Source organism: Vagococcus acidifermentans (assembly GCF_003987655.1).
GTDB lineage: Bacteria > Bacillota > Bacilli > Lactobacillales > Vagococcaceae > Vagococcus_B > Vagococcus_B acidifermentans.
In genome coordinates this window covers 54,054-68,418 of record NZ_NGKC01000014.1, presented here as the reverse complement: position 1 = coordinate 68,418, position 14,365 = coordinate 54,054, and the positions used below count along the sequence as shown (strand labels likewise).

The window sequence follows — 14,365 nt, the reverse complement described above, 5'->3', positions numbered from 1 at the left end:
TTGATAGTGAGCCCGTCTGTGATACCGTCACGGAAACGATCCTGACTTTTTAAAGCTGGGAAGCTGATCGTGAAAACTCACAGACGGGGAGGCTCGCTGTCAAGGGCAATCGGATAACATGATAAAAAGAATGACACCTTATACATTTTGTCAAAAAAAGGGGTTGCCATACCAGTTTCCCAAAATAATGGTGAAAGATAAATTAAAATCTCACCTTAATCTAGACGTTAGAGAAGATAAAGTAGCTACATGGGCCATTTTTTCTAGGCACAAGCAGAGGGTTTAATACTCTATTATGTGGCTCATCAAAGAGTACTCACAGCTGCTGGGATTGAAGAAATCAGAAACTTTGTAAAAACTTTATTGCTTATATACAGGAATAAATGGAAGATTTATTATGTCATACGAATGTGCTGTAAGTGGCTGGATATTAAGACTGGAGGAAACTGTTTGATTAAAAAGTCGGGATGTTTGCTGTTCAGTTAATTTCTTCCATGGCATATATCTGTCACCGTATCGTCGCTATCTGTAAAATGATAGATATCAGATGGATAAACAGAAGGGGTGAGCGGCAAGGTGTTAGCGAACTTAAAAAAATGGTTTTGCAGTAAAAAGCAGCGGAAATCTGTGGTTAAAACGCCGTTGAATCAATTTTATGCCAATTCAGAGATTACGGTAAAACTGAAAAAATTAAACAGAAAGAAAAAGAAATGAAAGTAATCATCTCATTGCACGATATATTATTACTGCACTGAATTTATCAAAAGAAATACTTCATACTAATATCTGCTTTTCATCGAGCAAACCCAAAACCTCCCGGTATCACTATTCCGGGAGGTGCTTATTTTATTTGAGCATAAAAATTTCATCAGTTTCAGCATAATAAGCCAGAGGAGGAAACAGAATCTGGAAGGTTGTTCCTTTCCCGACTTCTGAGTCGACCATGATGCGGTGCCCCATTTTTTGCAGCAGAGATTTCGCCAGGTAAAGCCCGAGGCCGGTTGAACTGGTTTCGGCAAAGCGCCCGTTGTAACCGGTAAATCCTTTGTCAAAGACCCGCCGCAAATCTTCCCGCGGGATGCCGATGCCGGTGTCGGCAACCGAGAGCCAGACACCGCGCTCGTTTTTAGACAGGGCAATCGTGATGCTGCCGCCGTCGGCAGTGTATTTGATAGCATTGTTAATCAGTTGATGTAAAATGAATGAAAGCCATTTTTCATCCGTCAAAACATCATAGTCATCACCTAACAGGTTGAACTGGAGGTTTTTTTGAATGAAATAGTGCGAAGAATGCCGTACAGCCTTCTGGACGATTTTTTTCAGAGAATAACTGCGGATGAGATAGTCTCTGGAGAAGGAATCAAGGCGTGAGTAATACATCACTTGTTCCACGTAGTCGTCGATGTGCTGGATAGTCTCCTGCAACTGGTTGAACCGGGTTTCAGAAATGTCCGGCTCGATATCTTCTAAAAGGAGGTTGAGCGAAGCGAGGGGCACTTTGATGTCATGCACCCAGCCGTCAATATAGTCCCGCTGTTCGTTTGACGCATTTTCCAGCCTGTTCAAGGCAGCTTGCTGTTCTGTCAGCAGCTGATTGACATAATCTTGGAACAGCTGTTTTTCGGCAGACCGCGCGCCCTTCAGCTGAGGGGCGATATCCGCAGCGTCTGTGTCATCAAGCTCTAGCTGCTGCCACCAGTTTTTCTGCTGGATGTACCGGAGTGCGAGATACAAGAGCATCAGTGTTGTCCCTAACAGGAACAAGTAAAGCATATTGCCGGCATCGACAGCGGCTTGCGGTGTCAGCCAGAAAAAGAGTGCGGCCAGCAGCACTAAAAGCAGCCACAACAGCAGGAGGCTGATTTGGTCTTTTAAATAGTTTCTGAATGTCACACGAATCACTTCCTTAAGGAATCAGGTAGCCTTGACCGATTTTTGTCTGTATGTACTGCTGCAGGCCGGCGCTTTTCGATTTTTTTTCGGAGCCGGTTGATGTTGACGGTGAGCGTATTGTCATCGACGAACCGCTCGTCATCCCACAGCGCCCGGAGCAGTTTGTTGCGGCTGACGATTTTTCCTTGATTTTTCAGCAGAATCAGCAGCAGCCGGCTTTCGTTTTTACTCAGTTCGACGGTGCTGTCGTTGATGGTCATCGTGCTGTTTTCCAAGTTTAGGGTCAGGCCGTTATGCGTGATGCGGTTGTGCTGATTTTCCACGTAATCATAGGTGCGGCGCAAAAGGGCATTGATTTTGGCAATCAGAATTTCCATTGAGAAGGGCTTGTTGACAAAGTCGTCACCGCCCATGTTCATTGCCATGACAGAGTCCATGTTCGTGTTGCGGCTGGAGATAAATATTATCGGCACCTTGGATACTTCGCGAATTTTCTGACACCAGTAGTAGCCGTCAAAAACAGGCAAGTTGATGTCCAGAAGGACCAAGTGGGGTTCTTGCGCCAGAAAATCGGTCAGGACATCGTTGAAGTTTGTGACGATGAATGTGTCGAATCCCCATTTATTCAAGGAGTCGCTGATTAAATCACGAATGGTTTTATCATCTTCTACAATCATTATCTGCATGTGTTCATCCCATCTTTCTAAAATACACATTCAGTATAACAGATAATCGGTTCACTGCAAGGCGGGAGCGGTCTGCTTGATATGAAGGGCTATCTATACCGTTTCATGAAAAATATTGTTACAATAATAGGTATGAAAACTGATGGAGGTTTCATCTGATGGAAACAATTGTGGACGTACAGCATCTGTCGAAAGTTTATGGCCGGAAAAGCAATCCCAATAAAGTGTTGACTGATATTTCACTGACAATCGACAAAGGGGAGTTCATCGGCATTATGGGGCCGAGTGGTGCCGGCAAAACGACGTTGCTTAACATGATTTCTTCAATCGACCGTCCGACAACCGGTACGGTCAAAGTGGCCGGACAAGACATCACCCGCATGAACGAACGGCGTCTCAGCGACTTCCGCCGTCACCAGCTAGGGTTTGTGTTCCAAGTTTTTAATTTGCTGGATTCGTTGAACGTCAAGGACAATATCCTGCTGCCGCTGGCGCTTGAGCGGCATGATGTGTCCGTCATGGAAGAACGGCTGCTGCGTGTGACTGAAATTCTGGGCATCAGCCATCTGCTTGACAAGTTCCCACGGGATATTTCCATTGGCCAGCAGCAGCGTGTCGCTATTGCCCGCGCCGTCATCACCAATCCCAAACTGATACTGGCTGATGAACCGACCGGCTCCCTAGACTCGAAGTCGGCAACGGAATTTTTACAGTATCTTGTCAAATTGAACCAGCAGGAGCAGTCGACGATCGTTATGGTGACCCATGACGCATTTACCGCAAGTTACTGCCAGCGGATTTTGTTCATCAAGGACGGGATGATTTTCTCCGAAATCGTCCGTCAAAGCGACCGTCTGACGTTTTTCCAGAAAATCATTGACATGCAGGCGGCAATCGGCGGGGGTGTCGGTCATGATTTTGCTTAAACTTGCTTGGAAAAATGTACGGTCGCAGTTTCGGCATTACTTTATTTATTTGGCGTGTATGATATTTGTTGTCATGGTGTATTACAGTTTCGTCGCCATGAGCGACAGCCGGCAGCTGGCTGCGCGTTCGGATAATGACATCCGGATTGCCGTGGCGCTGCAGGCGGCGTCCGTTTTGATTATCGGCTTTATCGTCATGTTTATGTTTTCTGCCAACAATTTCTTCATTAAAAAAAGAAGACGGGAGATTGGTCTGTATAATTTGCTGGGAATTCGCCGGTCGCAAATCAGTTTGCTGTTTTTTTTAGAAAATCTCGTCATCGGTTTTGTGGCGTTAGCTGCCGGTATTGTGCTGGGGATTTTATTTTCGAAGTTTTTTAGTATGATTTTAATGAAGATGATGTATTTGGATACGCAGAGCGGGTTTGCGATTTCTCTTCAAAGCATCAAAGATACCGGCACCGTCTTTTTGACGACGCTTGTATTGGTGTCGCTCAAGTCCGCCGTAACGATTTACCGGTACAAACTGATTACTCTTTTCCGCCAAGGGAGAGAGGACGGGCAGCCTGTTCGGATGACGGCTGTCAACTGGCTGCTGGGGTCGGCTGGGCTGCTGCTGATTGGCGGCGGTTATTATTTGGCCGCCAACTTCGAGCTGTTCACGCGCCTCATGAGCCAACGCTATCCAGTAGTTTACGGCAGCATTAATTATGGTGTGGTCATTTTGCTGCCGCTGGTGATTTTGGTCAGCTGCGTCATCGGCACGTATTTGTTCTTCCGCCACTTTTTGGTGATTGCCCTGCATGTTTTGACCCGTTTGAAGCGGTTTTACTATCGGGACATGAACATGGTAGCTGTATCGAATTTAAGCGCTGAGCTGAGAAAAAGTGCTAATACCTTTGCTACGATAGCTGTGTTGTGCGGGACGACAATCGCGGCAATCGGCGGGGCAACCGCTGTTCAATCACTGTCAATGGAGTTTGTGACGCTGATTGAACCAAGTGATTTTTCGGTGACAAGCTCCCACTACAGCGAATTGAAAGATGTCATCCGTTCGTTTCCAGCTCATCCGATTCAACAAGAAGCACAGCTGACATTTCGGTATGCAGGCGGCATGTATGATGTCACCCAAGGGTCAACTGCTGCGGCTGAAACCAGTTTGCTCGGGTTTCTCTCGTTGTCGGATTACCGCAGTCTCCAAGCGTTTAATCCGTATTTGACGGATATCACTCTTTCGCAGGCAGAGGATGCGGTTGTTTTCACCGGCACTGCCGATGCGATGATGTTTGAGAATCAGACGTTCGGAGAAAAAGTACAGCTGGAAGGGAGCCTGCCGCAGTTAAGGCTGACCGACACTCGCCCCGGTGATTTGGGAACGATGGGCGGCATCCGGCTCAACACCATGATGCTGGTCGTTTCAGATGCGTTATTCGAACAACTGCCGACTCGGCACGAACAGCAAGTTCACCTCATAAACATTGGCCAAAGCAGTCAGGCGGAGGCGCTCTATCAGGCAGTTAAAGCCGAACTGGGAGACTTGCTGCAGAAGGAGCAGCATGTTCAAGCACGTGTCACGAAAGAGGCGGGCAGGGTAAAGACCCGGATGAGCGTGACTCCGGAGTATGTGCCGGCATCCGGCAGCGAACTGTATAGCGCAGCGGGACTTGCCATGCGATTTCCGCTGCTTAGTGAAAACCGCTCAATGACCGGGCTTTTGATTTATACGGCAGTCTTTTTAGGTATCGTCTTTATGGTGGCTGCCGGCAGTATGATTATGCTGAAACAGCTTTCGGCAGCGGAAGATGAAAAACCGCGCTACCAGCTCTTAAAAAAACTGGGCGTACCCAGAACAACGATTCGCCGCAGTATTTTTAAACAGCAGCTGCTGATCTTCTTTCTGCCGTATTTGCTGAGCCTGTGCCATGCCTATTTTGCGCTTGTTGTGCTGTTTCAAATCATCACCCGGCCGTCAAGCCTGACATTGACTTATCTTTCAATTTCGCTTCTGACCGTGACCTATATTGTCTTCTATGCCATGACTTCCTCGACTTATGAAAAAATCATTTACGATTAATAACACCGGCGGTTTGCAGCAGACCGCCGGTGTTTGCTTTGTCAGGATGATTGTGTCAAATAATCAATGGCGTACAACGTGTGGTAAGTTGCGGCCAAAACGAGCGAACGTTCATCAATGTCGAACTGTTCGTGATGATGGCCGAAATGGGTCCGGGGTTCATCTGGGTTGCGCGACCCGACCAGACCGTAAACCCCCGGAGCTGCAGCCAGAAAATCGGCGAAGTCGTCTGCCCCCATGCTTTTTTGCTGGTCTGTGACAACATTGTCAGCGCCGACAATGGTTGCCGCGACGTTGCGTGCCCGCTGTGCCGGCTCACTGTGATTGATGAGCGGAGCAGCTGCGTCATGCACCCGGAAGGACAGTGTTGTGCGGTGGGCCGCAGCAACCTCGTTGGCGATTTCTTCGACACGCTTCAATAAAAAGGCGCGTGTGTCATGGGAGAAAGCCCGAATCGTTCCTTCAATGCGTGCCCGGTTTGCGACGATATTGTAGCGGGTCCCGGCATCCAGCCGTCCAATGCCGACAACAGCCGGGTCAAACGGGTCGATTTCGCGTGCCACGATTTTTTGCAGCTCCACGACGATACTGGCAGCTGCCAACAGTGCATCGCGGCCGACATGCGGCTGGGAGACATGGCTGCTGAACCCTGACACAGTGATATAAAAAATATCGCACGAAGCATTGACTGCCCCCGGTGTTGCCGCTAGTTGGCCGACTGGCAAATACGACGCCAGATGAATTCCGAAGACTTGGTCGGCATCGTTTAAAAAATCGCCTTGCACAAAATGTTTTGCGCCCGCACCGATTTCCTCAGCCTGCTGAAACGCAAACTTTATCGTGCCGGGAAATGTGTGGCGATGGTCTTTCAGCACTTTCAGCGCGCCAAGCAGTGCTGCCGTGTGCCCGTCATGCCCGCACGCATGATTTAAGCCCTCGTTTTTGGACTGGTAAACCGCTCCTGTTTTGTCCGGCAGTTCAAGTGCGTCAATATCCGCACGCAAGACAATCGTTTTACCTGCTCCCTTCGTCCCGGTCAACGCGGCAATCGTCCCTGTTTCGCCAACACGCTGAAAGGGGATGCCCCATGCTTTCAACTGGTTTTGAATGTATTTGCTCGTTTCCACTTCTTTCAGACTTGCCTCCGGGTATTGATGCAAGTGGCGGCGCCAGCTGATGATATCTTCCGAAATAGCCTGAATAGCTTCGGTGAGTGTTTGTTGTGTAGTCATAGCTAATGTCCTCCTATTTTTTACCGAATGTTTCCCATGCCGGCTGATATGCCTCTTTGTACGTCTCAAGAATAAAGTCTTTGACATCGTCCTGCTGATAAGCCGCCACTATTTTTTGATAGGTCTGATTGTCAGTGTCTTCCGGACGCGCCACAATGATGTTGACATACGGCCGAGACTCGTCATCGACCGGCTCAAAGAAAATAGCATCTTGTTTAGGCGAGTAGCCCGCATCAATCGCCATGCCGCCGTTAATGATAGCGGCCGCTACGTCTTGCAGGGAACGGGCAGTCTGAGCAGCATCAAGTTCTGTGATTTTCAGCTGTTTCTTGTTTTCAGTAATATCCTCCACAGTCGGCAAATTATTTTTAGCGGCATTGACTTTAATCAATCCGGCTTTCTGAAGCAGGATCAGCGCCCGTCCGCCGTTTGTCGGATCATTCGGGATGGAAATTTCATCACCGTCTTTCAGTTCATCAACGGACTTGATTTTTTCTGAATAAATCCCGAGCGGCGAGTTCACGGTATTGCCGATGCTGGTCAGTTTTGTGCCGTGTTCATTATTATAGTTGTCTAAAAAGATTTGGTGCTGAAAAGAATTCAAATCAATTTCTTTATCGTTCAGTGCCGCATTCGGCTGATTGTAGTCGGTAAACTCGACAATTTCCAAATCAATGCCGTCTTTGGCAAGTTTTTCCTTAACGAAATCCCATGTTCGTGTATCCGAACCGACCACTCCCAGTTTAACTTTCTTATTGTCTGATTGTTTGGCGCTGCCTTTTCCGCAACCTGCCAGTAAAAGCAGTGCGCTCGCTAAAATAAGTATTCCTGTTGTTATTTTTTTCATGTGATTCTCTCCCTTTTTTAGATTAATGGCTTGTTTTTTTAATTGCCCACTGGCTGATTGCTTGGCTGATAAATACCAGCACAAGGACAATCAGTGTCGCAACGATTGTGACATCCGTTTGAAACCGATTATACCCCCGTGAAATCGCTAAATTTCCAAGACCGCCGGCTCCGACCGCTCCCGCCATGGTCGTCAGTCCAATCAAATTAATGATTGTGACCGCTGAAACACGGATAATACTTGGCAGCCCTTCAATTAAATACACCCGGAAAATAATACCAAGCGGGCTGGTCCCCATTGCTTCAGCCGCTTCAACAACGCCGCTGTCCACCTCCAACAGAGCATTTTCGACTTGCCTGGCAAAAAACGGCATCGTCCCGATAGTCAGAGGCACGAGTGCGGCTGTCGTTCCGATGGTTGTCCCTATGACGAGTCGCGTCAGCGGTGCGACCAGCGTCAGCATGATAATGAAAGGAATCGAGCGGCAGACATTGATCAGCTTGTCGAGAAGCTGATGAACCGGGGCATGTGTCAAGATACCGCCCGGCGCGGTCACCACCAGAATAATTCCCAGAACTAGCCCGAACCCGCCAGCTGCAAGAGCTGTCCAAAAGACCATATAGATCGTTTCCCACGTACTGATGATAAATTCCTCTTTTAATGTCATGACGTTAGGTAAATAAGCTTGTAAAAATTGTGACATGAAATTACCCTCCTCCTATTGATTTCAGCAAAGCTGGTTCACTTGCGGTATCTCTTCGTAACATTGTGACAGTTACTTGCTGTTCTTTCAGGTAGGCCACCGCTTTTTGCCGCTGTGTCCGCTGCCCCTTCAAAACAACAATCAACGTCCCGAACGGTACCTGCTGCAAAAATTCGATGTTTCCATACAAGATGTTTGTCTCAACTTGGAACTTGCTGTAAAGCTGCGCGATAAGCGGCTCGCTTGCAGATTCCCCCAAATACGACAGTTCCACCAGCTCGCTTTGCTGGTCGGGCTTGGCCAGCGAGGGATGTTGTAAAATAGTTTCCAACGCTTTGTCAGTATGTGTCGCCGTGCGAATAAAATCTTTCGTCAAAGCTTGCTGAGGCCGGCTGAAAATATGAATCAGCGAATTTTGCTCAATCACTTGGCCGTTTTCCATCACAGCCACACGATTGCAGATTTCTTTGACGACCTGCATTTCGTGGGTAATCAGGACGATAGTCACTCCCAGTTTTTGATTCAGTGATTTCAGCAGCGCCAATATTTGCTGAGTCGTTTTAGGGTCAAGTGCGCTGGTCGCTTCATCGCACAGCAGGATTTCAGGGTCATTTGCCAAGGCCCGTGCAATTGCCACCCGCTGTTTTTGCCCGCCTGACAGCTGACTGGGATACGTCTCTTTTTTGTCAGATAAACCGACAAGTTCCAGTAGCGCCAGTACTTTTTCGTCCCGCTGTTTCTTGCTGAGTGACGTATATTTCAATGAAAAATCAACATTTTCGTAAACTGTTCTTGCCATCATCAGATGAAAGTGCTGAAAAATCATCCCAATTTTTTTCCGTTCCTCTCTTAATTGACGGGGAGTCAGTGACAGGAGATTTTTTCCTTGAAAAATGACTTCACCGCCAGTCGGCCGCTGCAGCAGATTGATGACTCTGACAAGTGTGCTTTTGCCGGCGCCGGAGTAGCCGACAATGCCGAACACATCGCCCTTGTTAATAGTCAGGGACACATCGCTCACAGCGCGGATTTCCTCTTTCTTTTGCCGAAATACAACATCGATATTCTTTAATTCAAGCATTTCCTCACCTCTTTTTTTGATAAACAAAAAGCGCCCTTAATACAATTGCTTGTATTAAGGACGCCTGTTAGCGTGTTACCACCTTTTTTCAGCTGATACTCGCATACCAGCCCTCTTCAAGTACGAAACAACCATACTCTAGTACAATAACGGGTACAACCGTCGCTGCCTTATGCAAGCACTCGGAGCGAAAAACTCAGCGACCATTTTCTGGTATCAGGGGAGCTGTCTCCTTTCAGCAAAGCGAAGACTCTCTGTTAAGCTTCTTAAAACCATACTTATCGCATCAATGTTCAATCATCTCTATTAAAATAAAAAAGTCCCATTGTTTTGCTTGACCAAGCAAAACAAAAGGACGAATCAACTCGTGTTACCACCTTTTTTCGGAAACAGTGACGTTTTCCTCAACCAAATCACGTGTCCGTAATTTGCTGCTCACGATAACGGGAGCTCCCGTAACTGCCTACGTATCGACAGCTAATCTTCAAAGGCCATTTTCCAAGCGTTCTGTTTATCTTCTTTCACCAGATGAAGACTCTCTAAAAAACATCTCGCATGTACTTTCCTTGTCATCAGAAGTTGTTGTGTTAATTTTTTCCATCATAACTAATTTCATTCAGGTTGTCAAGAATAAATTTTCATGAAATTTTTACCTTTTTTTTTTTGCCTGCATGGATAGTCGTCATGAGGTGAAGGTATGTTATAATAAGAAAGTGTATGTGAATTTCCAATAACAAGGTAAAGGTGGTTATGAAATGGAAAAATCAGAAGAACTATTTTTAAAAGAATTAACAGATGCAAAGGGAGTTCCCGGCAACGAGGACCAGGTGCGTGATGTTTTCAAAAAATATGCTGAACCTTACGCAGATGATTTTGTCTTTGATGGTCTGGGAGGCATTCATGCCAAACATGCCGGTGCTGCAGACGGACCAAAAGTGTTGATTTCCGGTCACATGGATGAAGTCGGATTTATGGTGACTACGGTGACAGAAAAAGGGTTTCTAAAATTTCAAACACTTGGCGGCTGGTGGGGGCAAGTCATGCTGGCGCAACAAGTCAAAGTAACTGCCAGCAGCGGCAAAGAATTTCACGGTGTAATCGGCTCGAAACCGCCGCATGTCTTGTCAGCAGAAGCCCGCAAAAAACCTTATGAAATCAGTGAGATGTTCGTGGACCTCGGGGCAACGAGTAAAGAAGAAGTTGAAGCATGGGGAATTCGTCCCGGCGACATGATTACGCCATATATTGAATTCCAGCGTCTTAATGAGTCCAAATTTTTACTGGCCAAAGCATGGGACAACCGTATCGGAACAGCAGTTTCCTTGAAAGTGCTGGAAAATTTGGCAAAAGAAGGGCACCCAAATATTTTATTTGCCGGCAGCAATGTTCAAGAAGAAGTAGGATTAAGAGGAGCACGCACCAGCACACACCTCATCAATCCGGACATTGCGTTTGCACTTGATACTGGTACAGCGGGGGACACACCGGGAATGACGCCGAAAGAAGCCGATTCGGAACTTGGTAAAGGTCCTCAGATTTTGATTTACGATGCATCAATGATTCCTCATAAAAAACTGCGTGACTTTGTCATTAATGTTGCAGAAGAACTGGAGATTCCATTCCAGTATACTGTTATTACCGGCGGCGGAACTGATGCCGGTCAGCAACACGTGACACGTAACGGGATTCCGTCTTTGGCTATTACCGTTGCGACACGCTACCTGCATTCACACACCTCAGTGATTCACGAAGATGACTATTACAACACGGTCAAACTGGTCACAGAAGTTGTGAAGCGTCTGGATGCGGATACCGTAGCAGAATTGAGACGATTTTAAAAAATAACTAATCTATGAAGCAGCAGCTTGAAACAATCCTTTCAAGTTGTTGTTTTTTTATGCGGTGTTGCGTTCAAACGGTTTCGGTATACCGGCGGGAGCAGTATTGACATTCCGCGACAGATGGCCTATAGTGAAAATATAAATAAAAACCATTGGCACTAAAAAAGTACCAATTGTACTAAAAGAGGTGAATAAATGGTTGGAGGTAATATCAGCACCAATTTTTTTGAAAAGGGTTACGGATGACGTTCATTGGGAGACGAGTCGTGCTGTTGACAGTGAAGGTTCATTGCAAAAACACTATGAAAGGAATTAAGAAAATGAAAACAGCAGTGTTTGAGGGAATTGAAAAAATTAAAATCGAAGAATATGACATACAGAAAATTCCAGATGACAAGATACTGATTAAAATCGAAGCATGTGCCATTTGTACGTGGGAACAACGGGTGTATACAGGGGTTAAACAGGTTGAATTTCCTTTTATCGGCGGCCATGAAATTGCAGCGGAAATAGTAGGACTGGGTAAGAAAATCAATGAAAAGATTTGGCATATCGGCGATAAAGTCGTTTATGGTACTAATTTGGCATGCGGCGACTGCTATTATTGCAAAACCGGTCAGGAACAAAACTGCCTGTACTTTGACCACAGCAAACAATTGGAGGGACTGCCGCATAAGGGCATGGGCGGACTTTCCGAATACATGCTGGCTAACCCAAAACATCTGTTTCATTACGATACTGTCACGCCTGAGGAAGCTGCTCTTTCGGAACCATTGTCTTGTGTCATACACAGCTGCGAGACGGCTGACATTCAGTACGGTGATGTCGTCGTTGTCATAGGCTGCGGTATCATGGGCTTGCTGCACGTATCTTTGGCGGCCAAGAGCGGCGCAATCGTTGTTGCTTGCGATTTAAAAGATGACCGCTTGGCACTCAGCCGAACAGTTGGTGCGTCATATACAATCAATACTAAGGAACAAAATCTGTATGATGAAGTGATGAAACTGACAGATCAGATTGGCGCAAATGTTGTATTTGATACTACTCCGATTTCTGAACTGGTTGATGATGCCGTAGCGATTGTCGCCAATTTAGGCAAGGTAGTGTTATATTCATCTTTCTATCCGGACACACCTGTTTCGCTCAGTCCGGATCGGTTGCACAAAAACAGTTATCAATTACTAGGGACGGCCAATTCCAACAGTCGCGACTTCATGCGTTCAACACGTCTAATTAGTAAAGGTGTTATTGATGTGAAGCCGTTTATTAGTGAGGTTTATGATTTCGAAGAAGTGGAACAAGCCTTTAAGTCGGCGGTAAAAGGCGACAAGTATCGCGTTGTTGTTAAATTTTAAAGGGTGAAGGCTCGCACTGAAGGGCAGACTATCCGGTTGTTGAATAAATGCCGACCGATTGATATGATACCCTTGATATGTATTAAGGGAGGATTATCGATGGATGAATTTATTCCAAAATATAAACTGATTGGTGACGAGATTGAAGCGTTAATCGACCAACTCGCACGGGAGGAACAAGCTTTGCCCAGCGAAAGAAAACTGGCAGAACATTTTGATGTGAGCCGGACGACTATTAAGCGAGCGCTGAAATCACTGGCAAAGAAAGGCAAAGTCAGTGAGATTGACGGCAAAGGCTATATCATTCCAAACAAAAATGTCAGGGTAGAAACAAGTATGCACACAAGAGGGCTGTATGCTGATATTGTCTCGCGGAAAAAACAAATCACGTCGCGGGTACTGGCGCAAAAAATCATCCCTGCTGCAAAAGAATTAAGCGTGCCTCTAGAGATTCCAGAAAACGATTTTGTGTTTTATCTGCTGCGTCTGCGGAGCGTGGATGGGAAAGTGTATTCACTTTCGGAGAGCTACATCCCTCTGAGCAGATGTAACCCGGACATTGTGCAAGAGAATTTAACGGACAAGTCTTTGTGGGGCGTACTAGAGTCATTTGGCATCACTCCGCACACAACGCTGCAGAAAGTGTTTGCCAGAGAAGCAAGTCCTGAAGAAAAAAACTATTTGCAATTAAAAGAACCCGCTGTTGTGATGATAGTCAGCAACTTAGCCTGCTGGCAAGGCAAACCGATTGAATTGTCTTACGTGTATTCAAATGCGTTTGCCACCAATCTTGAATATCGTTTCAACGGTGTAGAGGAGGAAAAAGGCTGATGTTAGTAACGCTAAGCGAAATGCTGAATGAAGCAAAAAAGAATCGATATGCTGTCGGTGCATTTAACGTGCCGAACCTGGAAGCAGTCCGGGCGGTTATCGGGGCAGCTGAAGAGCTTGGGTCGCCGGTTATTTTACAGCACGCGGAAGTGCATGAAAACTTGATTTCTTTGAAAGAAATCGGGCCGGTAATGTTAGACTATGCTCGCAATGCAACGGTACCTGTCGGTGTGCATTTGGATCATGGTGCTTCGTTTGATTTATGTGTTGAGGCGATTCGTTTGGGTTTTACGTCAATCATGTATGATGCATCATCAAAGGCATTTGAAGACAATGTCAGAGAAACGGCAGAGCTTGTCAAAATTGCCCATGCAGTTGGCGTCTCAGTGGAAGCGGAATTGGGACATATTTTTACGTCTGCCATCGGCGGCGGAGAAGGCCGCGGATCAGATTCAGATGAAGACTACGACAATTTAGACGACATTTATACAGACCCGGATTTGGCAAAAGAGTTTGTGGAACGTACGAATGTTGATTGCTTAGCCATTGGCTTCGGTACTGTCCACGGACTGTATTTGAAAAAACCGAAACTTGATTTGGATAGAATCACAGCCATCAAGAAAAAAATTGATGTACCATTTGTGATGCACGGCGGCTCCGGTGTTTCGGATGACAACTACCGGACAGCCATCAAAAATGGTATTTGCAAAATCAACTACTACACATACATGAACAAAGCGGCTGGTCAAGCGGTGCGTGACATACTGGCCGGTACCGCTCAAGGCCAGCCTGTCTTTTTTGATGAGCTGTCGTTGGCTGCAACAGCTGCCATGAAGGAAAATGCCAAGCAAGCCATGAAGATTTTTAAAGAGAACTAACACAACTGAGGAGGATGC

The 14,365-nt window shown here is 46.4% G+C and carries 11 protein-coding genes, 1 pseudogene and 2 other annotated features; of the genes and pseudogenes, 6 read left to right on the top strand and 6 right to left on the bottom strand.

Translation table 11 applies throughout. The features are described from left to right. Nucleotides 1-846: 846 nt before the first annotated feature. Both CBF27_RS11445 and CBF27_RS11440 read right to left on the bottom strand, forming a co-directional pair. Entirely contained in the window at nt 847-1,893 is a 1,047-nt protein-coding gene (locus tag CBF27_RS11445; RefSeq protein ID WP_126814440.1) for a sensor histidine kinase, read from the bottom strand. Between the two features lie 13 nt (nt 1,894-1,906). Continuing rightward, nucleotides 1,907-2,579 (bottom strand): annotated as a pseudogene (locus CBF27_RS11440) (response regulator transcription factor). 158 nt (nt 2,580-2,737) lie between these two features. Between CBF27_RS11440 and CBF27_RS11435 the strand changes: the two are divergent. Together CBF27_RS11435 and CBF27_RS11430 are read left to right on the top strand one after the other, a co-directional pair. Next, nucleotides 2,738-3,505, top strand: a complete 768-nt coding sequence (locus CBF27_RS11435; protein WP_126814439.1) for an ABC transporter ATP-binding protein — start codon at nt 2,738-2,740, stop codon at nt 3,503-3,505. Beyond that, nucleotides 3,492-5,579: an FtsX-like permease family protein gene (locus CBF27_RS11430; protein ID WP_126814438.1), complete on the top strand. Its 2,088-nt coding sequence runs from the start codon at nt 3,492-3,494 to the stop codon at nt 5,577-5,579. The genes CBF27_RS11435 and CBF27_RS11430 overlap by 14 nt, the downstream gene beginning before the upstream one ends. A 41-nt stretch (nt 5,580-5,620) precedes the next feature. Here the strand turns inward: CBF27_RS11430 and CBF27_RS11425 are convergent, their stop codons facing one another. The 4 genes from CBF27_RS11425 to CBF27_RS11410 are packed head-to-tail and all read right to left on the bottom strand — an operon-like array spanning nt 5,621 to nt 9,442. After that, a complete protein-coding gene (locus CBF27_RS11425) occupies nt 5,621-6,811 on the bottom strand; it encodes an amidohydrolase (protein ID WP_126814437.1) in 1,191 nt (396 codons plus the stop codon). A 13-nt stretch (nt 6,812-6,824) separates the two neighbouring features. Beyond that, a complete protein-coding gene (locus CBF27_RS11420) occupies nt 6,825-7,658 on the bottom strand; it encodes a MetQ/NlpA family ABC transporter substrate-binding protein (RefSeq protein WP_126814436.1) in 834 nt (277 codons plus the stop codon). Nucleotides 7,659-7,680: 22 nt separating this feature from the next. Further along, on the bottom strand, nt 7,681-8,361 hold the full coding sequence (locus tag CBF27_RS11415) for a methionine ABC transporter permease (protein ID WP_126814435.1): 681 nt from the start codon (nt 8,359-8,361) through the stop codon (nt 7,681-7,683). Nucleotides 8,362-8,365: 4 nt separating this feature from the next. Beyond that, the gene (locus CBF27_RS11410; protein ID WP_126814434.1) at nt 8,366-9,442 is read right to left on the bottom strand and encodes a methionine ABC transporter ATP-binding protein; all 1,077 of its coding nucleotides are present in this window, start codon (nt 9,440-9,442) and stop codon (nt 8,366-8,368) included. Nucleotides 9,443-9,495: 53 nt separating this feature from the next. Further along, nucleotides 9,496-9,741, bottom strand: a binding site (T-box leader). Nucleotides 9,742-9,790: 49 nt separating this feature from the next. Continuing rightward, nucleotides 9,791-10,024 (bottom strand) — a binding site (T-box leader). A gap of 173 nt (nt 10,025-10,197) precedes the next feature. Here CBF27_RS11410 and CBF27_RS11405 point away from each other — a divergent pair. From CBF27_RS11405 to CBF27_RS11390, 4 genes are all read left to right on the top strand, one after another. After that, the gene (locus CBF27_RS11405; protein ID WP_126814433.1) at nt 10,198-11,280 is read left to right on the top strand and encodes a M42 family metallopeptidase; all 1,083 of its coding nucleotides are present in this window, start codon (nt 10,198-10,200) and stop codon (nt 11,278-11,280) included. 323 nt (nt 11,281-11,603) lie between these two features. Next, nucleotides 11,604-12,638: a zinc-dependent alcohol dehydrogenase gene (locus tag CBF27_RS11400; protein WP_126814432.1), complete on the top strand. Its 1,035-nt coding sequence runs from the start codon at nt 11,604-11,606 to the stop codon at nt 12,636-12,638. Between the two features lie 99 nt (nt 12,639-12,737). After that, entirely contained in the window at nt 12,738-13,469 is a 732-nt protein-coding gene (locus CBF27_RS11395; protein ID WP_126814431.1) for a GntR family transcriptional regulator, read from the top strand. Further along, complete coding sequence (locus tag CBF27_RS11390) at nt 13,469-14,347, top strand: class II fructose-bisphosphate aldolase (RefSeq protein WP_126814430.1); 879 nt, start codon at nt 13,469-13,471, stop codon at nt 14,345-14,347. The genes CBF27_RS11395 and CBF27_RS11390 overlap by 1 nt, the downstream gene beginning before the upstream one ends. Nucleotides 14,348-14,365: the final 18 nt, after the last annotated feature.